Consider the following 21233-nt stretch of genomic DNA (forward strand, 5'->3'; position numbering starts at 1 on the left):
AGCAGCGGAGCAAGCTCCGCTCTACAAAGCGAAAGCCTCAGGCCGCGGCCCGCTCCGGCCACACCGTTTTGGCCAGCAATTCGTCGTTCCAGTCGAACGCGATCGCGCCGTCCTTGACGAACAGGCCGACGAAATTGAGCAGGTTGCGGGCGTACATCTCGCTGGCGTGCATCGCGCCGCTGCTGGCCAGGTTCAAGGGCCCGGCGATGGTCACGCCGCTTTGCTCGTAGGTTTCGCCCGGCCGGGTGAGTTCGCAATTGCCGCCGGTTTCCGCCGCCAAGTCGACGATCACGCTGCCCGGTTTCATGCCCGCGACCATCGCCGCGCTGACGATCTTCGGCGCGGGCCGGCCCGGCACCGCCGCGGTGCAAACGATGGCGTCGATGCTCTTCAAATGCTCGCCCAGGCGGCGCTGCTGCTCGGCGCGTTCCTCGTCGGTGAGCTGGCGCGCATAACCGCCCTCGCCCGCCGCGCTGACGCCCAGGTCCAGGAATTTGCCGCCCAACGATTCGATCTGCTCGCGCACCTCGGGCCGCACGTCGAAGCCTTCGACCTGCGCGCCCAAGCGCTTGCCGGTGGCGATGGCCTGCAAACCGGCCACGCCGGCGCCGATGATCAGCAATTTCGACGGACGGATCGTGCCCGCGGCGGTGGTCAGCATCGGGAAGAAGCGCGGCGCGAGTTGCGCGGCGATCAGCACCGCCTTGTAGCCGGCCATGCCCGCCTGCGAGCTGAGCACATCCATCGCCTGCGCACGGGTGGTGCGCGGCAGTTTTTCCAGCGGGAAGGCGACGATCTGCCGCGCCTGCAAGGCTTCGGCGCGCGCCGGGTCGGCTTGCGGCTGCAAGGAGCCCACCAGCGCCGCGCCGCTCTTCAGCAAGCCGATCGAGGCCGCATCCGGGGCTTGCACGCACAGCACCAAGTCCGCGCCGCCGTAGGCCGCGGCCTGATCGGCGACGAGCTGCGCGCCGGCGTCGGCGTAGGCCTGATCGGGAAAATGCGCGCCGCTGCCGGCGCCGCGCTCGATCTGCACGACGGCGCCCAGAGCGACCAATTTCTTGCAGGTTTCCGGCGTGGCCGCGACCCGCTTCTCGCCCGGCGCACGCTCGCGTGCGACCCCGATCGTGACTGCCATGCCTACCCCGCCCTGAGTTCGGATGGGGCAATCGTAGCCCGAAATCGCTTGCGAACTACGCCGCGCGCTGCAGGTGCTTCCAGACCTGCTTCATCGCGCCTTCGAACGGCGCGTCCGGCAAGCCGACGATCAGGCGCCCGGCCTGCGCCAGCAAGGCCAGCTGTTCGGCGGTGGCGACCAGTTCGCGCACGCCGCGGCGGTTGACGATGAGGAAACGCGAGGTGAGCGGGCTGATCCAGGCGATTTTCAGCGCGCGCTCGAAGCCTTCGTCGTCGATCAGACGCACCCAATCGCCGAGCGACAGCCGGCGCATCGCCGACAGGGCGTCCTGGTTGATCTGGCGCTGCTCGGCGTGGTCGACCAGGCGCAGCGCGGAATCGTTCTCGGCCGCTTCCAGCGGCGCGGCCACGGCGATCGGCGTCACGATCGAGCGCGGCACGTCCGGCCAGGCCAGCGCGCGCACCAAGCGCGCGATCGCCTCGTCGGCGGCGCTGGCGTCGAGCCCGGAGCTGGCCAGGCAATCGCGCAGCAACGGCATCAGCAACAGCAGCCGGTCGGCGATGACCGCGCCTTGCGCGGAAGCCGCGGCGATGTCGATCTCCACCAGAGCCTGGCCCAAATTCATCGCGCCGATATGGCGCGCCGAATCGGCGCCGTCGCGCAGCAGCGTCTGCACCACGTGGTGCTGCCAGTGTTCGCTCAGGAATTGGCGCACCGGCGCGGTCAGCTTGTATTCGCGCACGCATTGCGAAAGCGCGTCGGCGGCGTCCTGGCGCGCCTGCATCAAGCGTTCGCGGCCGAAGGCGGCCTCGGCGGCGCGGCGCTCGGCCAGTTCGATCCGTCGCCGCTGTTGCTGCACCAGTTCGTTCAATTCCGATGCCGCCATTTCGAAGACGCTCAGGTCTTCCTGGTATTCGGCGATGACGCGCTCCACCGCTTGCTGCGCGCGGTCGAGCAATTCGCGGTCGTGCGGACTGGCGCCGCGGTTGCTCTCGCAGGCTTCGGTGAGCACGTCGAGCAAGCGGCGCGCCGGATGGGTGGGCTGCACGAACAGGCTGTCGTCGTGCAGCGCCAGCTTCAGATACGGCAGCACCAGGCGGCCGAGCAGGTTGCGGCCTTCTTCCCACAGCCGGTGCACGTCGCAGATGGCTTCGAACAACAGGCCGATCAAATCGATCGCGTCCTGTTCTTCCGGGCTGAGGCTGGTGTACTGCGGATCCAGGCCCAGCTTGCGCGCGCCTTCCAGCATTTCGTTGCGCAGGGCGGTCTGTAGATGGCCGCCGCCGTGGGCCAAGGCCTCGGCGAAGTGGCTGGTGTCCTCGCCTTGCAACAGGCTGGCGACGCTGCGCAATTCGTCGGTGCGCAGCGGACGGCGCTGGGCGCCCGGGATCGGCGCTTCCTGCCCCGGCGCGCGCGGCAAGGTCGAATGGCCGGTGATGCCGGCCTGCTGCCGCCACTGGTGCAACTGTTCGCGCAGCAAACCCAGCTCGCGCACCAATTGTTCGGACGCCACGCCGGCATACGCGCTCGCCGCACCCGCGTGGCCGGCTGCGGGCGCTGCAGGCGGGTAAGGCGAACCCGCAGGCACAGCGGGCGCGGCATAGGAGGCCGGGGCCGGCGCGGCAGGCGCGCCGTGGCGCGGCGCTACTTGTTCCCACATCATCGGCTCGGTCGAGGACGCGGCGGGCGCCGGCGCGGCGACCGGCCGCGAAGCCGCCATGCCGGGCACGTGCAGGCCGTAGCCGGCGGCGCCCAGCAAGGTGTCGATCTGGCTGTAGAACGCGTCCAGCACGTGGCTCAGCTCGGCCTGGTACTGCTTGAACAACAGGTCGCGCAAGCCGTCGGGCACGGTCTGGCCCTGCAGCGTCTTCACCAGCAGCTCCGCCAAGCGCTCGGGATCGATCGGATGCTTGGTGTCCGGCACGCCCAGCGATCGGGCCAAGGTCGCGAAACGCGCCTCCGCGCCGAGCAAGGCGCGTGCGTGGCGGATGCGCAGCGTGGCCGCGATGCGCTGCGCGTCCAGATGCTGGTCCAATTCCTCTTCGCTGAGCAGGCTGAGCGCGGTCTTGGCCTGACCGGCGACGCCGGCCTGGCTCAGCAGTTGATCGAAGCTGTCGGCCAGCAATTGCCGGTAGCGCATCACCAGCGCCGCTTCGCGTTGCTTGATCAGGGCCAGCGATTCCTGGTCCGCGCGGCGCGTGCCGGGCGATTCCAGCTCGATCTCATGCAGGGTCAGCTCGGTCGGCTTGATCAGCCCGCGGACGATGCCGCCTAGCTGGTCCAGCGCCGTGCGCTTGAGACTTTCGACCAGGAACGTGGGCGTCTGCCGCGAGTGCAGCGCAGCGCCTGAGCCGGCTTTGTCCAGGGGCGAAGTCATCGGGGGATTCTTCCAGCGCGGAGCTTCCCTCGTCCGCGTTAGGATGATGCCTTAACTGCTGCCGGGGTTGTCTGTGACGGGTATCGCAAGGTGAACAAAGAAATGTTGCACGTATTGGACACGCGCCGCTCCGTGCCCGCCAAACAGCTCGACGCCCCCGGCCCCGACCACGACACCCTGCTGCGGATGCTGCAATCGGCCTGCCGGGTGCCGGACCACGGCAAGCGGGTGCCGTTCCGCTTCTTGCGCATCGCCGGCCCGGATCGGCTGGCCCTGGGCGAAAAGCTCGTCGCACGCACGCGTGAGCGGGACCCGGGCGCCGGCGAGGCGGCGATCGAGAAGGATCGCGGCCGCTTCGCGCACGCGCCGGTCATCGTCGCCGTGATCGCCAAGCTCGGCCCGGACGACAAGATTCCCGAACAGGAACGCCTGCTCTCCGCCGGCTGCGTCTGCTTCGCCTTGCTGCAAGCGGCGCAAGCCATGGGCTACGGCGCGCAGTGGCTGACCGGCTGGCCGGCCTACGATCCGGCGATCCTGCGCACCCTGGGTTTGGATGCCGACGAAAACATCGCCGGCTTCATCCATATCGGCACGCCGAAACTGGAAGCGCCGGAGCGCGAGCGGCCCGATCCGCGAGATTTGCTGACGGATTGGCATCCGCAATGAACGAGGTTCGACCGACCCTCTACCTGGTCGATGCCAGCCTGTACGTCTTTCGCGCCTGGCATTCGATGCCGGACGAATGGCACGACGCCGACGGCTGGCCGCTCAACGCGGTGCACGGTTTCTCCCGCTTCGTGGTGGAGTTGCTCGAACGCGAGCGCCCGCGGCACATCGCGGTCGCTTTCGACGAAGCGCTGGATTCCTGCTTCCGCAACGCGCTGTATCCGGCCTACAAGGCGAACCGCGAGCAGGCGCCGGAGGAACTCACCCGCCAATTCGCGTACTGCAAGGCGGTTTGCGATGCGCTGGGCCTGACCACGCTGGCGCATAGCGATTACGAGGCCGACGACCTGATCGGCAGCGCCCTGCATCTGGCCCGCGGCAACGGCTTCCGCGGCGTGATCGTCTCGGCGGACAAGGACCTGTCGCAACTGCTGGGCGAGCACGACGAACAATTCGATTTCGGCCGCGGCTTGCGTTGGGGCATGAGCGGGGTCAAGGCGCGGCACGGCGTCGAGGCGCACCAGATCGCCGATTACCTGGCGCTGGCCGGCGACGCCATCGACAACATCCCCGGCGTCAGCGGCATCGGTTCCAAGAGCGCGGCGGTGCTGCTCGCGCATTTCGGCAGCCTGGACGCGATCTTGGCGCGGATCGACGAAATCCCTTTCCTGCGCCTGCGCGGCGCCGCGCAGATGGCCGCGCGGCTGCGCGCGCAGCGCGAGGAAGTGCTGCTGTACCGCCGGCTGTCGACGATCGCGCTGGACGCGCCGCTGGCCGAGGACCACGGCTTGTTCGCGCGCCGCGACGCCGACGGCGGGCAGCTGTCGGCCCTGTGCGAAACCCTGCGTTTCGGCCCGCTGACCCGGCGCCGGATGCATGCGGCCGCGGGGCTGGAGGTCGCGCTGTCATCCGCGGCATCGTAGGATCGGAACATGATCGAAGATACCCAAACCCCCGAAATCCTCTATCAAGGCGATTGGCTGCGCCTGGTCAAGCGCGGCCATTGGGAATCCTGCGAACGCACCCACGCCCAAGGCATGGCGGTGATCGTCATCGCGGTCACTCCGGACGACGAGGTGCTGTTCGTCGAGCAGTACCGGGTGCCGCTGGGCGCGAAGACCATCGAGATGCCGGCGGGACTGGTCGGCGACGACCACGCCCACGACACGCTCGAGGCCGCGGCGCGGCGCGAGATCGTCGAGGAAACCGGTTGGGAAGCCGGCAAGGTCGAGGTGCTGCTGATCGGCCCCACTTCTTCGGGCATGAGCAACGAGCGCATCGCCTTCGTCCGCGCGCGCGATTTGCGCAAAGTCGGCGACGGCGGCGGCGTCGGCAACGAGGACATCACCGTGCACACCGTGCCGCGGCGCGAAGCGCCGGCGTGGCTGATGCGCAAATACAAGGAAGGCTACGAGCTGGACCTGAAGCTGTGGGCCGGCTTGTGGATGATCGAGCACAACCCCGACGGCAGCCGCGCGGACGAAGAGCCGCTGATCGTTTGAGGGCTTCGGTTTTTTGTAGGAGCGGCTTCAGCCGCGAGCTCTTTCCTTCAGATCGCGGCATCGTAGCGATTTGAGAAAAAAAGCTCGCGGCTAAAGCCGCTCCCACAAAAGCGAAGCGATGCGCTCAATCGCGCATCTGTTCCAGCTCCAGGCCCTTGGTCTCGCGCACGGCATAGACCACGAACAGCAGCGACAGCAGCGCGAACGCCGCATACACGGCGTAAGCCAAGCTCAAGCCCCGTTCGGCCAAGCGCGGGAAGCTGCTGGTGATGGCGAAGTTGGCCAGCCACTGCGCTGAAGCGGCCACCGCCAGGGCGATGGCGCGGATGCGGTTGGGGAACATCTCGCCCAGCAATACCCATACGACCGGACCCCAGCTCACGCCGAAGAACACGACGTACAGATTCGCCGCGACCAGCGCCGTCGCTCCCCAGGGCGCCGGCAATCGCAATTCCCCGCCCGGGCCGGCGCCGGCTTGGGCGAAACACCAGGCCATCAGCGCCAGCGTCGCCGCCATTCCCGCCGAACCGATCGCCAGCAGCGGTTTGCGGCCGATCTTGTCGACCAAGGCGATCGCCACCAGCGTGACCAAGACGTTCACGATCGAAGTCGCGACCGTGATCTTGAACGAATCGGCCTCGCTGAAGCCGACCGAATGCCACAGCGTCGACGAGTAGTAAAAGATCACGTTGATGCCGACGAACTGCTGGAACACCGACAGCAGGATCCCGATCCATACCACCGGCAACAGCCCGCCGCCCGGTCCGCACAGATCGCGCAACCGCGGTCGATATTCCGAGCGCAGGCTCGCGCCGATCTCGCCGACTTTGCGCTGCAGCGCTGCGTCGTCGTCCAGGTTCAGCACTTGCCGCAACACGGTCGCGGCCATGCCCTTGTCGCCCTTGGCCACCAGATAACGCGGCGATTCGGGCACGCCCAGCACGAGCAGCCCGTAAATCACGGCCGGCACGAACGCGACGATGAACATCCAGCGCCACGCCGACAGCCCGAACCACAACGGGGCCGACGCGCCGCCGGCCCATGCGGCGAGCAAGGCATCGGAGCCGAGCGCGGCGAAGATGCCCAGCACGATGGCGAGCTGCTGCAGCGAACCCAAGCGTCCGCGCACGTGCGCCGGCGAGATTTCGGCGATGTAGGCGGGCGCGATCACCGACGCCACGCCGACGCCGATGCCGCCGACCTGGCGCCACAGGACCAGATCCCACACGCCCGCCACCAAGCCCGAACCCAAGGCGCTCGCCGCCAGCGCGACCGCCGCCACCTGCATGGCGCGCAAGCGTCCCCAGCGGTCCGCGATCGGTCCCGCGTACCAAGCGCCCAAAGCCGAGCCGAGCAGAGCGCAGGACACGGCGAAGCCGATCGAGGTCGCATCCAAACCGAAATCCGCACGGACGGCGTCGACCGCGCCGTTGATCACTGCGGTGTCGAAACCGAACAGGAATCCGCCCAACGCGGCGACCGCCGCGATGGCGAAGACGCGCGGGCGGACGTGCGGTCGGACTGCGGTGGCCATCGCGACTCCTCGCGGGCCGGGCCCGCCTTACCGGTGCGGATATTGCGCCGCGGCCATCGCCGCTAGGCCGATTCTGGCCCTTTTCGCAACCGGCGAGTCAAGAATACGTATGCGGCGGCCGCGGCCCGCGCATCAGGCCTTCTTCAGGAACTCGGTGCGCAACACGAGGCCTTTGACCTTTTCGACGTTGCCTTCGATCAAGGCTTCGTCGTCGGTCAGGCGGATGTTCTTGACCAGCGTGCCGCGCTTCAAGGTGACCGAAGTCCCCTTCACTTTCAGGTCCTTGATCAGCGTCACCGAATCGCCCTCGTTGAGGACGGTGCCGTTGCTGTCTTTCGGTTTCGGAGTTTCGTCCGTCATGCCGCGCTCCTGTCGGCGAAGGCGTCGGTGGCGCGGACCAGCGCGTCGGCATTTTCGGCTTCGAACGCGGAATGGCCGGAAGCCGGGGTGATCTCCAGCTTCGATTTCGGCCAAGCCTTGTGCAGTTCCCAAGCGCTCTGGATCGGGCAGACCACATCGTAGCGGCCGTGCACGATCACGCCCGGGATGGCCGCGATCTTATGCGCGTCGCGCAGCAACTGGTCCTCGACTTCGAAGAAGCCGCCGTTGACGAAGTAATGGTTCTCGATGCGAGCGAAAGCGAGCGCGAACTTGGCGTCCTCGTGGCCGCTGACGAAATCCTGGTCGACGTGCAGGAACGAAGTCGCGCCTTCCCACACGCTCCACGCGCGCGCCGCGGCCAGGCGGGTGGCTTCGTCGTCGCTGGTCAGGCGGCGGTGGAAAGCCGAAATCAGATCGTGGCGCTCGACCGGCGGAATCGCGGCCAGGTAATGCTCCCAAGCATCGGGGAACAGGCGCGATGCGCCCTCCTGGTAGAACCATTCCAATTCCCAACGCCGCAGCATGAAGATGCCGCGCAACACCAGCTCGGTCGCGCGCTGCGGATGGGTTTCGGCGTAAGCCAGCGCGAGGGTCGAACCCCAGGAACCGCCGAACACCTGCCAACGGTCGATGCCGAGCTTCTCGCGCAGCTTTTCGATGTCGGCGACCAGGTCCCACGTGGTGTTGTCGACCAAGTCGGCGTGCGGCGTCGAACGCCCGCTGCCGCGCTGGTCGAACAGGACGATGCGGTATTTTTTCGGATCGTGGAAACGGCGCATCTTCGGGCTGCAACCGGCGCCGGGTCCGCCGTGCAGCAGCACCACCGGCTTGCCATTCGGATTGCCGCACTGTTCGTAATACAGCGTGTGGCGATCGTCGACCTCGAGCGTGCCGCTGTCGTAGGGTTCGATGTCCGGGTACAAGTCGCGCATGGGGAATTTTCCGCGAGGGAGGCGGATAGTCTAACCGCCGCGACGCGCTTAGGCTTTGTGGGAGCGGCTTTAGCCGCGAGCTTTTTCCTTGAAATAGCGACATCGCAAGGATTTGCAGAAAAGAGCTCGCGGCTAAAGCCGCTCCTACGAAGAGCAACGGCCCAAAGTGACGCGATCGCGGCCTTCGAGATCCAACTCCGTGGCGACTTCGGCGAAGCCGGCGGCCAGCAGCAAGTCCCGCACGGCCGGGGCCTGCTCCCAGCCGTGTTCCAACAGCAGCCAGCCGCCGGCACGCAGGCGTTCTGGCGCTCCCGCCACGATGATGCGTATCGCATCGAGCCCGTCGGCGCCGGAAGCCAGGGCCGCCTGCGGCTCGAAGCGCAGATCGCCCTGCTCCAGGTGCGGATCGGCTTGGGCGATGTAGGGCGGATTGCTGACCACCAGATCGAAACGCTCGCCGATCAACGGGGCCCACCAATCGCCGTGGCGGAATTCGACGTTGTCGATCTGGTGCGAGCGCGCGTTGGCCATCGCGACCGCCAGCGCTTCCCGGCTGGCGTCGGTGGCCGTCACGCGCGCGAGCGGGCGCTCGGTCGCCAGCGCGAGCGCTATCGCGCCGCTGCCCGTGCCTAGGTCGGCGACGTGCGCGCCGTGATCGGCGGGAATGCGGGCGATGGCCAATTCGACCAGCAATTCCGTTTCCGGTCGCGGAATCAGCGTGGCCGGCGTCACTTCCAGATCGAGCGTCCAAAAGCCGCGGCGGCCGAGCATATAAGCAACCGGTTCGCCTCGCTGGCGGCGGGCCAGCAAGGATTCGAACCGCTCGGCGGCCGTCGCCGGCAGCGGATCGCCCGCATGCGCGAACAGCCACGCGCGATCGCGGCGGCCCAACGCATGCAGCAATAGGAGTTCGGCGTCCGCGGCATCGACGCGGGCGCGCGCGGCGCGCAAGGCTTGGTCGACGGAGAGCGGCGATGCAGTCATAACCGCCATCGTAGCGACAAGCCGCCGCTGCAGGGACTGCTTTTTGTGGGAGCGGCTTGAGCCGCGAGCTCTTTCCCTCAGGTCGCAGCGTCGTGCAGGGAAGAGCTCGCGGCTCAAGCCGCTCCTACAAAAAAGCAAAAGCGCGGACGAGTCCGCGCTTCGACCGGATGCCGTTACCGGCCGGGGCCCGCCGACGACGAGGGCGGCGAGCCCGGCCGGCGACGTCATTTCTTGGAGAACTGCAGCGGCTGGCCTTCGCGCGCCTTCACCTGCGCGGCGCACAGGCGGATGCCCTCCACTTCCTGCTTCAGCGCGCGCGGGCCGCCTTCGACGGTCTCCATGCGCTTGGCCAACTTGTCCTGCAGTTCGGTCGCCTCGGCATCGCTGCACATGCGCTCCGCGTACAGGCCGAGCAGGCGCGCGCCGGCAGGGGCCAGGCGGGCTTCCAGTTCGGAGAAGTTCTGGTCCAGCCACGCGCGCATCTGCGGACGGATCGTGTCGTCGTCGGTCTGGCCGCCGAGGATGTTCGGGATCTCGTTCCGGCGCAGCAGGCCCTTTTCCAGGACCATCGCGCGCGCATGCTCGGCCTGTTTCGGATCGTGCGTGCTGCCCAGCGCGCGCAACAGCTGTCCGCGCAGTTCGGCGTCCTGGGTGGCGCGGAAATGCTTCTCCGCCACGTCGAACACGGACTTGTCGCCGTCCTCCACCGCCATCGCCAGCGCCCAGCCGCGCACGTCGCGCGGCGCGGCGTCGGGATCGAGCTTGCCGCTGCCGCCGATGCCGAGCACGGCGCGGCCTTGCTTGGCCAGCATGTCGCGCACGCCCTTGTCCTTCAGCGAATCGGCGAGATAGGCGATCAGGTTCGAGCGCATCAGACGGTCGTCGTCTTCCTCGCCCGGCTTGGGCGACATGCCCAGCGCTTGCAGGCGCGGACGGTAGATTTCGGCCGCTTCGGCGCGGAACTTGGCGCGCTCGGCGGCGTCCTTGGTCTGGAACACGGCCATCCGCGCGACTTCGAACATGCCGGCGGACGCGGTCTGCCGGACTTTCGCGTTCGCGAATTGCGGCAACGCGGCGAGGAACTGCGACGGCGTCAGCTGGCCGGCGCCGTAGGCCGAGGTGATCGAATCGGCATAGACGCGCTGCTCGCGCTCGTCCAGCTTGGCGAACGCATCGGACAGGGACTGCTGCCACTTGGGCGCCAGCGAGAACCGGTAGTAGCCGGTGCCGTGCGCGTTCGGCATCACCCACGCCGGGCAGCTTTGCGCCTGCTTCAGTTCGAAGCGCGCCTGCTTGCCGGTGACGATGCCCTTCTCTTCGCGGATCTGGCCGCCGTCGGCGTAGCGCACGCTCAGCGGGATGCCCCAGGTCTGCTCCGGACTGAGGGTCGAGCCCAGCGGCACGTAGCGCTGCTGTTCCAGCACCAACACCGGCTTGCCCTGCGCGCAATCCACGTCGATCTTCAGGCTCGGCACGCCGGCCTGGTCGATGAAGCTGAAGAAAGCCTTGCTTACCGCGTCGGGGTTGTCGCTCTGCGCCGCCAGCGCGCCGATCAGATCCGCGCTGGTGGCGTTGGCGCGCGCGTGCGCCTTCATGTAATTGCGGATGCCCTGCTTGAACTTCTCCGGGCCGATGTAGTTCTCGAACATCACCAGCGTCGCGGCGCCCTTCTGGTAGGTGATGCCGTCGAACGCGGACTGGATGTCGGTGAAATCCTTGATCGGCTCGTGGATGCGGCGGCTGCTGGCCAGGCTGTCGGCGCCCATGGCGCCGATCGCGCCTTCCAGCAGGCCGCGGTCGGTATGCGCTTCGGGCCGCAGTTGGCCATGGACTTTGTTGCCCATCCAGGTCGCGAAACCTTCGTTGAGCCACAAGTCGTCCCACCACTTCATGGTCACGTAATCGCCGAACCACTGGTGCGCCAATTCGTGCGCGCTCACGCCCCAGAAACCCTGGCGCGCGCCGACCGCCGACTTCTCGTCGGGGAACATCAGCGTGTCGCGGTAGACGATCAGGCCCGCGTTCTCCATCGCGCCGGCCCAGAAATCGGGTGCGGCGACGTTGTCGAGCTTGTCGAACGGATACGGGATGCCGAAATAGTCTTCCAGCCCCTTCACGATCGCCGGCGTGTTGGCCAGCGAATACTTCATGCGCTCGCCCTGGCCCTTGGCGGCGATGCCGCGCAGCTTGATCGGCTGCGTGCGCGAACCGTTAGGCGAGATGTCCGGGCCGGCCGGCACGTCCCAAGGACCGACCGCGAACGCGATCAGATAGCTCGGCAAGGCTTCGGTGCGGGCGAAGGTCACCTTCTTCCAGCCGTCGCCGAGTTTTTCGGTCTTGGTTTCGGCGCTGTTGGCGACGGCGACGTCGTTTTCCGGAACGATCAGGGTGATGTCCCAGGGCTGCTTGAAGCTGGGTTCGTCGAAACCGGGGAACGCGGTGCGCGCGCCCAGCGGTTCCATCTGGGTGACGACGTAGTCGTTGCCGTCGGGCTTGACGCGGTACGCGCCCTGCAATTCGCCGAACGGCGCCTCGTAGGCGATTTCGATGACCGCATCGCCGGCCGGAATCTTTTCCGCCGCGCTCAGCTTCAGCACGCCGGACACGTCGGCGTCGGTCGCGGTCAGCGCGATGCGCTTGCCGCCGACGATCGCTTCGGCTTTGCCGATCTTCATGTCGCGGCCGTGCATCCAGATCGTGTCGGTCGCTTTGGCGACCTTGGCTTCGATGCGCGTGCTGCCGCTGAAACGGGCCTGCTTGGGATCGAGCTTGAGTTCCAGCTTGACCAGCGACGGCACCACGGTGCGCGGCAGCGGGCCGCGGGGCACTTCGGGATCGGCGGCGTGGGCCAGGCCGGTGGCGACAAGCAGGGCGGAAGCGAGCAAAGCGGGACGGAACGAACGCATGGTGGTCTCCCCAGGTCGATCCCCGAGGATACCCAGCCGCCGCGGCCCGCGGCCCATGACGAAAGTCCCGGCCGCCGCAGGCCGGCCGCTCGGGCCGAGGAAAAACGCGGACTTAGCTTAGTCCGCGCACTGCTCCAGCGTCACGGCGACCGCGTGGATCACCGCCGCGATCTTCAGCGCGCTCTGCACGCCCTGCGCGCTCACGTCGTGCTGGCGCAGCGTGCGCTCGTGCGAATCCAGGCACGCGCCGCAGCCGTTGATCGCCGACACCGCCAGCGAGGCGAGTTCGAAAGTGACCTTGTCCACGCCCGGGTTGCCCATGACGTTCATGCGCAAGCCGGCGCGCAACTGGCCGTACTCGTCGTTATGGATGAGGTGGGTGGCGCGGTAGTAGATGTTGTTCATCGCCATGATCGCGGCGGCGGCCTTGGCGCCGGAGATTTCCTCGGGCGACAGCTGCTCGGCGGCGAAGGTTTCGATCGCGCGCACCAGCGGCGCATGGCGCGAGGCGATGGCGCAGGCCAGCGCGACGACGCGGATCTGCTTGGCGTCGATGCCGGGCGAGCCCGGACCGGACAGCACGCTGTCCAGGTTGAGCTTGAGGTCCTTGGCGTAATCGGGGAGTTGGTTGCGCAGGTCGGAAAGGCTCATGTTCGTCATCCTGTCTCTTATCTTGTGGGAGCGGCTTTAGCCGCGAGCTCTTCGCGTCAAATCGCGGCGGCGTGCGGGAAAGAGCTCGCGGCTAAAGCCGCTCCCACAAAAGAACATAAAAAACGAAGGCGGCCATCAGGCCGCCTTCGGGATTCCGCCGACGCGAGGGAGGGGGGAACGCGGCGGAACCTAAACGAAGGCCGGAATCAGGCGGCCTTGAGGGTGTCGTCGCCCTGCTTCCAGTTGCACGGGCACAGCTCGTCGGTCTGCAGCGCGTCGAGCACGCGCAGCACTTCTTCCGGGCTGCGGCCGACCGACAGGTCGGTCACGTACACGAAGCGGATGACGCCGTCCGGATCGACGATGAAGGTCGCGCGCTGCGCCACGCCTTCGTTCTTGTCGAGGATGCCGAGCGCGCTGGTGAACTCGCGCTTGATGTCGGCCAGCATCGGGAACGGCAGATTGGCCAGATCCTTGTGGTGCGTGCGCCAGGCGTGGTGCACGAACTCGCTGTCGGTGCTGCCGGTGAGCAGTTGCGCGTCGCGGTCCAGGAAGGCCTGGTTGTGCGCGGCGAAACCGGCGATCTCGGTCGGGCAGACGAAGGTGAAATCCTTCGGATAGAAGAACAGGACCAGCCACTTGCCCTTGTAGGTATCGTTGTCGATATCGGCGAAGGCGTTGTTGAGGTCGGTGGAAACGGTGGCCTTCAACTTGAAGGTGGGCAGCTTGTCGCCAACGGTCAGCATGTGATCGCTCCTGAGGTGGTGAGGGGTAAAACGGAAAGCCGGCGGTGTCCTGCGGCTCGATGGACACATTATTGCGCCGCAACATCGATTCATCAAGCCGATTGTTCATATGATACCGATAGGTGTAAGCTATCGCAATCATGAACCTGCGCGACCTCCGCTATTTCGTCGCCCTCGCCGACCACAAGCATTTCGGCCGGGCCGCGGAGGCGTGCTTCGTCAGCCAGCCGACCCTGTCCACCCAGGTGCGCAAGCTGGAGGAAGAACTGGGCGTGACGCTGATCGAACGCGCGCCGCGCCAGGCGATGCTGACGCCGGCCGGACGCGACATCGCCGATCGCGCGCGCCGGATCGTCGCCGAAGTCGAACAGATGAAGGAATCGGCGCGGCGCAGCCAGGATCCCGAAGCCGGCACGATCCGCCTGGGCGTGTTCCCCACTCTCGGCCCGTATCTGCTGCCGCACGTCGTGCCGCGGATCCGCAAGCGTTTTCCGAAGCTGGAATTGCTGCTGGTCGAAGAAAAAAGCGACGTGCTGCTGTCGCGCCTGCGCGAAGGCAAGCTCGACGCCGGCCTGCTGGCGCTGCCGGTGCACGACGAGCAGTTGCATACCGAATTCCTGTTCGAGGAACCGTTCCTGCTGGCGGTGCCCGAGCATCATCCGCTGGCCAAGCGCAGCAGCTTGGCGCTGAAGGAACTGGCCGACCAGCGCCTGTTGCTGCTCGAAGACGGCCATTGCATGCGCGATCAAGCCCTGGACGTGTGCCAGATGTCCGGCGCCAGCGAGAAGTCCGGCTTCCAGGCCACCAGCCTGGAAACGCTGCGTCAGATGGTGGCCGCCGACGTCGGCGTGACTTTGCTGCCGACGCTGGCGATCAAGCCGCCGGTGGCGCGTTCGGAGACCATCCATCTGCTCGGCTTCCACGATTCGCAGCCCAGCCGGCGGATCGCCCTGGTCTGGCGCAAGAGTTCGGCGATGCACGAATTCCTGCGGAACTTGGCGGAAGTATTCCGCGAATTGCCGGCGGAATTGTTCACGCCGCGGGCAGATTTGGTGGCGGAAAAGCGCGCCTGAGCGCCGTCTCTTTCAATTGTGGGAGCGGCTTTAGCCGCGAGCTCTTCCCGCATGCCGCTGCGACCTGAGCAAGAGCTCGCGGCTAAAGCCGCTCCCACAAAAAACGGATGCGCCGCGTACACTCGGGCCTGCAAATTCAGGAGCGCGCAACATGACCAAGACAGTCGCCGTAGTGATGGTCGACGGCCCCGCCGACTGGGAAATGGGCCCGGTGCTGGCCGCGGTGCGCGAATGGTTCGGTATGAACGTGATCACCGCGACCGAGGACGGGCAACCGATCGTATCGATCGGCGGCGTCACGATATTGCCGCAGCGCAAATTGGCCGATCTCGCGCCGACCGAAGCGGATCTGTGGATCCTGCCCGGCAGCGATGCGTGGCGCGAACGGATTCCGCCCGCGATTTTGGAAGGCATCAAGACTCGCGTCGCCGCCGGCAAGCCGGTGGCGGCGATCTGCGGCGCGACGGTGGCGCTGGCGACCGCGGGTTTGCTCGAAGACAGGCCGCACACCAGCAACAGCCTGCAATTCCTGAAGGATAACGCGCCGAATTACGGCGGCGGCGGACATTACGTCGACCGCCCCTGCGTCAGCGACGGCCTGGTCGTCAGCGCATCGGGCATGGGGCCGATCGGCTTCGCGGTCGAATGCTTGCGCATCCTCGCGCCCGAGCGGCAAGCCATGATCGAAGAAGTGCGCGCGTCCTTCGCCCGCGAGTTCGCTTGATGCGGATTCCTGTCGACGGACTTGAAGCGGCATCGCCGCCGGGCTAGGGTGTGCCGGACAACCCGATCGCTGCGGGCGGCGCGCACCACGCGCCGCCCGCGCTGCTTTGGAGGACTCGACGCATGAACACCGCACCCGATCTGCTCGTTTCGCGCCTGGATTGCGAACGCATCGAAGAATTGCTGGAACGACCGCTCGCGCAAGCGTCGAACGCGTCGGCGTTGCGCGAAGAACTCGCGCGCGCGCATATCGTCGAGCCGCAGGCGATGCCCGCCGACGTGATCACGATGAACTCCACCGCCCGCTTCCGCGACGAAAGCGGGGAAGAACGCGAGATGACCTTGGTTTACCCGCGCGACGCGCACGGCGAAACGGATCGGGTATCGATCTTGGCGCCTGTCGGGACCGCCCTCTTGGGCCTGCGCGTCGGCCAGACGATCGATTGGCCGATGCCCGGCGGGCGGCAGGCCCGCTTGCAAGTGCTGGCGGTCCATTACCAACCGGAAGCCGCGGGCGAATACCACCGCTGATCCGGCGGCAAAGGGCGCAGCGACCGCTTTCGCTCGTGTAGAGCGGAGCTTGCTCCGCTGCTTTGCTGTTCGTCGACAAGATCAAAGCAGCGGGCAAGCCGCTCTACAAAGCAACGGCAGCGGAGCAAGCTCCGCTCTGCACAAGCCAAGGCATTAGGCTTGAGCGCCCAACCCGATCGGGCAACTCACGCTGGTCCCGCCCAAGCCGCAATAGCCGGCCGGATTCTTCGACAGGTATTGCTGATGGTAGTCCTCGGCGTAATAGAACTCCGGCGCCGGATACGCGATTTCGGTGGTGATGTCGCCGTAACCGGCTTCGCGCAATTTCTGTTGATATAGATCGCGGCTCGCGATGGCCGCTTCGTACTGCGCCTGGTCGTAGCAGTAGATCGCGGAACGGTACTGAGTGCCCGCATCGTTGCCTTGGCGCATGCCCTGGGTCGGGTCGTGGTTTTCCCAGAACGTCTTGAGCAGGCTTTCGAACGCGATCTTGTTCGCGTCGTACGCCACCAGCACGACTTCGGCGTGCCCGGTCTCCCCCGAACACACTTCTTCGTAAGTCGGATTCGGCGTGTAGCCGCCGGCATAGCCGACCGCCGTGGTCTCCACGCCGGACAGCGACCAGAATTTGCGTTCGGCGCCCCAGAAGCAGCCCATGCCGAACTGCACTTTTTGCAGGCCGGCGAAATCGCCGGCGATGGGGCGGCCGTGGACGTGGTGCGCATTGCCGATGCGGATCGGCGTGTCGCGGCCGCGCAGGGCCTTCGACGGATCGACCATGCGCTGCTTGTAGACTCCGATTCCCAACATGACGCTGCTCCGCTTTGGCCTGCCCACTATTTGCGGCCTCGGCGGGCCCGGTTCAAGTCGGTTGTTCGGGCAAACGCGTGCGTCCTTTGAGGCCGGCGACGAAAATGCCGGCCAGGCTGACCGCGACGCCGGCCCATTCGCGCGGCGTCGTGGCGCGGCCCAGCAGGCCCACGTCCAGCAGGAACGCGACGATCGGCTGCACCAGCAACAGCAGGCCGATCAGCGCCACGCTCAACTGCGGCATCGCGCGCGAAATCAGCACCCAGCTCAGGCAGTGGCCGATCAGGGCCAAAGTCAGCAGCACGCCCAGCGACCACCACGATGGGATGGCGAAGGAAGCGCCCTCGCCGGCCACGGCCAGGCCCAGGAAAACGGCGGTGCCGAGCGAGACGATCGCTAATACCTGCTCTACCGGCGGCCGCCCTTCGCGGTCCTGCGCGGCCCGCTGCTGCGCGTTGCGCAAGCTGATGTTGTAGATCGCGTAGCAAATGCCCGTGCCCAACGCCAGCCACACGCCCCAGCGGTATTCGGCCGGCAATTTGCTCCATTCGCCGCCCAGCAGCAGCCACAGGCCGAGGAAGGCCAGCACGATGCCGGCCATGAAACGCGGCCCGATGCGCTCGCGGTAAAGCAGCATGCCCGCCAGCGCCATGAAGAACACCTGCGAATTCGCCAGCAGCGTCGACAAGCCCGGCCCGATCAGCAGGATGCTGCGATGCCAGAGCCACAAATCGGTCGCGAACGCCACCGCGGGCAACAGCGCCAGCAGCCATACCCCGCGCGGCAGCTTTTGCCAGCGTCCGCGCAGGCGCAGCAGCAAAGTCAGGAATACGCCGGCGATCAACATCCGGTAGAACGCGGACACGGTCGGCGGCGTCTGCGCGAAGCGCACCATCAATCCGTTGGTGCCGATCAGCGCCGCGCCGGCCAGCATCGACAACAGCGCGGCGCGGTTGCTGTGGGCGGCGGTCATCGGATGTCGTCCGTTGCGGGCAAGCGCACCGTTTCCGCCAGCGCCGCGTCGCGCCATTCGACGAAGGCCGGCAGCGCGCGCAACGCGTCGCACCAGGCGCGCGCGTTGTCGTCGGTCTCGACGCCGTAGCCGTCGAAACGCACCATCACCGGCGCGAACATCGCATCGACGATGCCGAATTCGCCGCACAGGAAAGGCCCGCCCGCGCCGTGCGCCTCGCGCAGCTCGCGCCACAGCGCCTGGATGCGGGCGATGTTGCGGTCGGCGTCGGCGTTCCAGCGGTAGGCGTCGGGCCGGCGGCGCAGGTTCATCGGCAGCTGCTTGCGCAGCGCGACGAAGCCGGAATGCATCTCGCCCGCCGCTGAACGCGCATGCGCGCGGGCGCGCGGATCGCGCGGCCAGCCGCGGCCGTCCAGGTAATGGTCGTTGACGTATTCGCAGATCGCCAGCGAATCCCAGGCGACTACACCATCCTCATCGTGCAGCGCGGGCACGGTGCGGCCTGGCGACCAGCGCCCGATTTCGCGCTCGAATTCGGGCGTATCGAGCAGCAGGCCGTGTTCTCGGAAAGGAACGCCGAAATGGCGCATCAACAGCCACGGCCGCAGCGACCACGACGAATAGTTCTTGTTGCCGATGACCAAAGTGAGCACAGGTCGGACCGATAGGGAGACCTGCCCATCTTAAACTCGCGCGGACAAACCCCGTCGCGCCGTATAGCCCTCTCCCGCTTGCGGGAGAGGGTTGGTGAGGGCGCGCGCAGCAGGGAGATCGCCGCGAACAGTCGTTTCCGATGCTTTTAAAGACTGACCATCGGGAAAGTATGGTTTGACGCAATCGGATAGCCCGCGCGCTCACCCCAGCCCTCTCCCGCAAGCGGGAGAGGGAGCAACCCTCAAACGAACACCGCCGGCGCCACGCTCACCCGGTTGCGTCCGCCGCGCTTGGCGGCGTACAGCGCCTTGTCGGCGCGTTCGATGGTTTCGTTGGGCGTGTGCTCGTGCGGCCAGCGCGAAGCCACGCCGACGCTGGCGGTCAGCTTGAGCGCATGCCCGCTCCATTCCACGGGCAGATCTTCCACCGCGGCGCGGATGCGCTCGCCGAGCTGGCGGGCGAGATCGGCATTGGCGCCGGGCGAGGCCACCAGGAATTCTTCGCCGCCGTAGCGCGCGAGCAGGTCCTGGCCATCGATCACGCCGTGCAGCGCGCCCGACACGCGCCGCAAGCAATGGTCGCCCGCGGCGTGGCCATGGGTGTCGTTGATCGACTTGAAGTTGTCCAAATCGACGAACAGGATCGACAGTTCCTTGTTGCCGCGGTGCGCCTCGGCGAAGCTGCGGGTCAGCCACTGGTCCAGCGTGCGGCGGTTCAGCGCGCCGGTCAGCGCGTCCATTTCGGCGGAACGGCGCAGGCGGATCGCGGCGTGCGCCTGCTCCAGCGCCTGCACGGCCAGGCGGCCGAACTCGCCGGCCAGCGACAGTTCGTCGGTGGTGAAGCCTTCGCCCCGCGCGCGCTCCAGAATCATCACGCCCCATTGCGGCGAACGCAGCGGCAGCGGCACCACCGCCGGCACCGGCCCGGGCTGGGCCGGCGCGGCGGGATCGTCCAGCGACACTTGCAGCGGCGCGCGCGTGCGCGCCAAGCCTTTCAGCACGCTTTGCCGCTGGGCGACGATGCGCGCGAAATACGGTTTGCGCTCGACCGGTTCGGCGACCAGGAACGTCTGGTCGTCCGCGCCGAATACGGCCACCGCCGCCGCATCCAGGCCGAGGATGGCTTGCAGCTGGTCCAGCACGCGGCGATAGGCCGTCCATTCCAGATCGCCCGCGGCGAGCGTCTTCAATTGCGCTTGCAAGCCTTCGGCCAGCGCCAACCGCGCGGCCTCGCGCGCGGCGCGCCGGTCGGAATCCTCGTGCGCCAGCTTGGCGCGGTCGCGCTGCGACCGGTAGTCGCCGACGCGCGCGGCCAAGCCGATCGCCAGCAGCGCCGCGCAAGCGACCAGCGCCACCTGATAACCGCGCCCGGTCCACCACATATCGTCGAAATAGCCTCGCGACAGCAACTCGGCGACGATCGCGGCCACACCGGTCAGCACGCTCATCGCCGCGATCGGCCAGGCCATCGGCAGTTTGCGCCGCGCGGCGTCGACGCTGATCGCGATGCAGCCGAAGCTGGCGGCCAGCCGGCCGAGCATCGACGCGGTCTGCATCGCGCCGCGCAGGGCATCCAGGCCGAGCAGGCACAGGCCGGCGATCCCCAGTAGCGTCGCGCACAGCGCGTTGGCCGCTCGCGCCGCACGCGGCGAAAGCGTGCGCAGATCGGCGTAGCGCAGATAGATCTGCACCGCGGCGGCGCAGAAGATCATGGTCAGCGCCGCCACGCCTTGCTCGCGCCACGGCGCCAGCGCGCGGAAGCCGGGCAGCAGGTACAAATGCCCGTTCAACGCGGCGAGCATGAGCAAGGCGCTCAGCGCGAAGCCGAAATAAGCCAAGAACACGCGGTCGTGCGCTGCGTAGAACAGCGCCAGCATCACCAGCGCCAGCATGAACAAGCTGGCGTAGACCGAAGCGGCCATGGCGATGGTGCGCTGCTCGATCCGGGTCGCGGTGAAGTCGCGCAACACCCGCGGCCGCATTACGTTGCCGACGGGCGAGTGCATCGTCACATCCAGCACGACCGGCCCGCGCCAGTCTTCGGGCAGCGGGAACAGGAACAAGGACGGAATCGCGCCTTCGTCCTCGCCCGGCGCGAAGAAACGCCGCACCGGACTGCGCCAAACGCCGTTGCCGACCGAAATCTCTTCGACGATGTCGCGGTTGAACGCCAGCACCCAGCGCTGGCCGGGTACGGCTTGGTCGGGCAAAACGAAATGCAGGCGCGCCGATTGCGGCCGCGAGCCGCCGTCGACTCGCCAACCGCCGCCGGCGGCGGTGAGCCTCGCGTCCTGGCCGGCGAGGGGCACGACATGCACCTGGATGTCGCGCTCGGTCCGGAACGAAGCCGCCAGCACGCTGGCCGCGCACACCGCGGCGAGCACCAGCAGCCCGGCGGCGAACAGCCATTCGTGGTGCGAAGAACGCAACGACGTCACCGCCGCGCGCCCCCGCTCTGGTCCCTCGCGCCGAACGGCGATATCGCTTCGCCGCAAGGCCCGGTTTCAAACACCACCTTCATGGTGGCGCCCCCCTGTGATTCCGGCGCCGATCGGGCGGACACCCCGACCAACGACCACGAATGCAAGAATCGGGCCTTATCGGCGGCGACGAACGCAATCCGGGCCGGTAGACTGTTGCCCCACCTCGGCCCCGC

Annotated in this window: 18 protein-coding genes and 1 pseudogene; 6 read left to right on the forward strand and 13 right to left on the reverse strand. The window is 67.3% G+C overall.

The features are described from left to right. Positions 1-37: 37 nt before the first annotated feature. Both FCE95_RS07195 and FCE95_RS07200 read right to left on the reverse strand, forming a co-directional pair. A complete protein-coding gene (locus FCE95_RS07195) occupies positions 38-1135 on the reverse strand; it encodes an NAD(P) transhydrogenase subunit alpha (RefSeq protein ID WP_137266250.1) in 1098 nt (365 codons plus the stop codon). Between the two features lie 55 nt (positions 1136-1190). After that, positions 1191-3512 carry a DUF1631 family protein gene (locus FCE95_RS07200; RefSeq protein ID WP_137266251.1) on the reverse strand — a complete coding sequence of 774 codons (2322 nt, stop codon included), beginning with the start codon at positions 3510-3512 and terminating at the stop codon, positions 1191-1193. A gap of 102 nt (positions 3513-3614) precedes the next feature. On the opposite strand from FCE95_RS07200, the gene FCE95_RS07205 reads away from it, so the two are divergent. The 3 genes from FCE95_RS07205 to FCE95_RS07215 are packed head-to-tail and all read left to right on the forward strand — an operon-like array spanning position 3615 to position 5680. After that, positions 3615-4178, forward strand: a complete 564-nt coding sequence (locus tag FCE95_RS07205) for a nitroreductase family protein (protein WP_137266252.1) — start codon at positions 3615-3617, stop codon at positions 4176-4178. Further along, complete coding sequence (locus FCE95_RS07210) at positions 4175-5101, forward strand: 5'-3' exonuclease (RefSeq protein ID WP_137266253.1); 927 nt, start codon at positions 4175-4177, stop codon at positions 5099-5101. The genes FCE95_RS07205 and FCE95_RS07210 overlap by 4 nt, the downstream gene beginning before the upstream one ends. Before the next feature lie 9 nt (positions 5102-5110). Then, entirely contained in the window at positions 5111-5680 is a 570-nt protein-coding gene (locus FCE95_RS07215; RefSeq protein WP_137266254.1) for an NUDIX hydrolase, read from the forward strand. A 124-nt stretch (positions 5681-5804) separates the two neighbouring features. Here FCE95_RS07215 and FCE95_RS07220 read toward each other — a convergent pair whose 3' ends face one another. From FCE95_RS07220 to FCE95_RS07250, 7 genes and pseudogenes are all read right to left on the reverse strand, one after another. Continuing rightward, positions 5805-7214, reverse strand: a complete 1410-nt coding sequence (locus tag FCE95_RS07220; protein ID WP_137266255.1) for a sugar porter family MFS transporter — start codon at positions 7212-7214, stop codon at positions 5805-5807. 132 nt (positions 7215-7346) lie between these two features. Then, positions 7347-7553: pseudogene (locus tag FCE95_RS07225) on the reverse strand (alkylphosphonate utilization protein); the annotation flags it as partial. A 17-nt stretch (positions 7554-7570) separates the two neighbouring features. Then, positions 7571-8527: a prolyl aminopeptidase gene (gene pip / locus FCE95_RS07230; RefSeq protein WP_137266257.1), complete on the reverse strand. Its 957-nt coding sequence runs from the start codon at positions 8525-8527 to the stop codon at positions 7571-7573. A 144-nt stretch (positions 8528-8671) separates the two neighbouring features. Beyond that, a complete protein-coding gene (gene prmC, locus FCE95_RS07235) occupies positions 8672-9511 on the reverse strand; it encodes a peptide chain release factor N(5)-glutamine methyltransferase (RefSeq protein WP_137266258.1) in 840 nt (279 codons plus the stop codon). 224 nt (positions 9512-9735) lie between these two features. Next, positions 9736-12417 (reverse strand): M1 family metallopeptidase, encoded by a 2682-nt coding sequence (locus FCE95_RS07240; protein WP_189644657.1) that lies wholly within the window; start codon positions 12415-12417, stop codon positions 9736-9738. Between the two features lie 117 nt (positions 12418-12534). Continuing rightward, positions 12535-13068 (reverse strand): alkylhydroperoxidase, AhpD family, encoded by a 534-nt coding sequence (ahpD, locus tag FCE95_RS07245; RefSeq protein WP_137266260.1) that lies wholly within the window; start codon positions 13066-13068, stop codon positions 12535-12537. Between the two features lie 206 nt (positions 13069-13274). Next, positions 13275-13814: a peroxiredoxin gene (locus FCE95_RS07250; RefSeq protein ID WP_137266261.1), complete on the reverse strand. Its 540-nt coding sequence runs from the start codon at positions 13812-13814 to the stop codon at positions 13275-13277. A gap of 140 nt (positions 13815-13954) precedes the next feature. Here FCE95_RS07250 and oxyR point away from each other — a divergent pair, with 140 nt between their 5' ends. The 3 genes from oxyR (at position 13955) to rnk (ending at position 16141) form a co-directional block, all read left to right on the forward strand. Beyond that, the gene (oxyR, locus tag FCE95_RS07255; RefSeq protein WP_137266262.1) at positions 13955-14887 is read left to right on the forward strand and encodes a DNA-binding transcriptional regulator OxyR; all 933 of its coding nucleotides are present in this window, start codon (positions 13955-13957) and stop codon (positions 14885-14887) included. Positions 14888-15038: 151 nt separating this feature from the next. Beyond that, positions 15039-15611: a DJ-1/PfpI family protein gene (locus tag FCE95_RS07260; RefSeq protein ID WP_137266263.1), complete on the forward strand. Its 573-nt coding sequence runs from the start codon at positions 15039-15041 to the stop codon at positions 15609-15611. 122 nt (positions 15612-15733) lie between these two features. Next, positions 15734-16141: a nucleoside diphosphate kinase regulator gene (gene rnk / locus FCE95_RS07265; protein ID WP_137266264.1), complete on the forward strand. Its 408-nt coding sequence runs from the start codon at positions 15734-15736 to the stop codon at positions 16139-16141. A 153-nt stretch (positions 16142-16294) separates the two neighbouring features. On the opposite strand, the gene msrA is transcribed toward rnk, so the two are convergent. The 4 genes from msrA to FCE95_RS07285 form a co-directional block, all read right to left on the reverse strand. Continuing rightward, positions 16295-16951 carry a peptide-methionine (S)-S-oxide reductase MsrA gene (gene msrA / locus FCE95_RS07270; RefSeq protein WP_137266265.1) on the reverse strand — a complete coding sequence of 219 codons (657 nt, stop codon included), beginning with the start codon at positions 16949-16951 and terminating at the stop codon, positions 16295-16297. A 52-nt stretch (positions 16952-17003) separates the two neighbouring features. After that, a complete protein-coding gene (locus tag FCE95_RS07275) occupies positions 17004-17924 on the reverse strand; it encodes a DMT family transporter (RefSeq protein WP_137266266.1) in 921 nt (306 codons plus the stop codon). After that, entirely contained in the window at positions 17921-18577 is a 657-nt protein-coding gene (locus FCE95_RS07280) for a glutathione S-transferase family protein (RefSeq protein WP_223266807.1), read from the reverse strand. The genes FCE95_RS07275 and FCE95_RS07280 overlap by 4 nt, the downstream gene beginning before the upstream one ends. A 242-nt stretch (positions 18578-18819) precedes the next feature. Continuing rightward, the gene (locus FCE95_RS07285; protein ID WP_137266267.1) at positions 18820-21006 is read right to left on the reverse strand and encodes a sensor domain-containing diguanylate cyclase; all 2187 of its coding nucleotides are present in this window, start codon (positions 21004-21006) and stop codon (positions 18820-18822) included. Between the last annotated feature and the right edge of the window lie 227 nt (positions 21007-21233).

It is taken from the genome of Luteimonas gilva (assembly GCF_005239095.1).
GTDB classification, from domain to species: Bacteria; Pseudomonadota; Gammaproteobacteria; order Xanthomonadales; family Xanthomonadaceae; genus Luteimonas_C; species Luteimonas_C gilva.

Bases quoted from the DNA above. Each gene is read 5' to 3' on its own strand.
- FCE95_RS07205 (WP_137266252.1), top strand. From the start codon at position 3,615: ATGTTGCACGTATTGGACACGCGCCGCTCCGTGCCCGCCAAACAGCTC.
- FCE95_RS07210 (WP_137266253.1), top strand. From the start codon at position 4,175: ATGAACGAGGTTCGACCGACCCTCTACCTGGTCGATGCCAGCCTGTAC.
- FCE95_RS07260 (WP_137266263.1), top strand. From the start codon at position 15,039: ATGACCAAGACAGTCGCCGTAGTGATGGTCGACGGCCCCGCCGACTGG.
- prmC (WP_137266258.1), bottom strand. From the start codon at position 9,511: ATGACTGCATCGCCGCTCTCCGTCGACCAAGCCTTGCGCGCCGCGCGC.
- FCE95_RS07240 (WP_189644657.1), bottom strand. From the start codon at position 12,417: ATGCGTTCGTTCCGTCCCGCTTTGCTCGCTTCCGCCCTGCTTGTCGCC.
- FCE95_RS07215 (WP_137266254.1), top strand. From the start codon at position 5,111: ATGATCGAAGATACCCAAACCCCCGAAATCCTCTATCAAGGCGATTGG.
- msrA (WP_137266265.1), bottom strand. From the start codon at position 16,951: ATGTTGGGAATCGGAGTCTACAAGCAGCGCATGGTCGATCCGTCGAAG.
- FCE95_RS07195 (WP_137266250.1), bottom strand. From the start codon at position 1,135: ATGGCAGTCACGATCGGGGTCGCACGCGAGCGTGCGCCGGGCGAGAAG.
- rnk (WP_137266264.1), top strand. From the start codon at position 15,734: ATGAACACCGCACCCGATCTGCTCGTTTCGCGCCTGGATTGCGAACGC.
- FCE95_RS07200 (WP_137266251.1), bottom strand. From the start codon at position 3,512: ATGACTTCGCCCCTGGACAAAGCCGGCTCAGGCGCTGCGCTGCACTCG.
- FCE95_RS07250 (WP_137266261.1), bottom strand. From the start codon at position 13,814: ATGCTGACCGTTGGCGACAAGCTGCCCACCTTCAAGTTGAAGGCCACC.
- pip (WP_137266257.1), bottom strand. From the start codon at position 8,527: ATGCGCGACTTGTACCCGGACATCGAACCCTACGACAGCGGCACGCTC.
- FCE95_RS07275 (WP_137266266.1), bottom strand. From the start codon at position 17,924: ATGACCGCCGCCCACAGCAACCGCGCCGCGCTGTTGTCGATGCTGGCC.
- ahpD (WP_137266260.1), bottom strand. From the start codon at position 13,068: ATGAGCCTTTCCGACCTGCGCAACCAACTCCCCGATTACGCCAAGGAC.
- FCE95_RS07220 (WP_137266255.1), bottom strand. From the start codon at position 7,214: ATGGCCACCGCAGTCCGACCGCACGTCCGCCCGCGCGTCTTCGCCATC.
- oxyR (WP_137266262.1), top strand. From the start codon at position 13,955: ATGAACCTGCGCGACCTCCGCTATTTCGTCGCCCTCGCCGACCACAAG.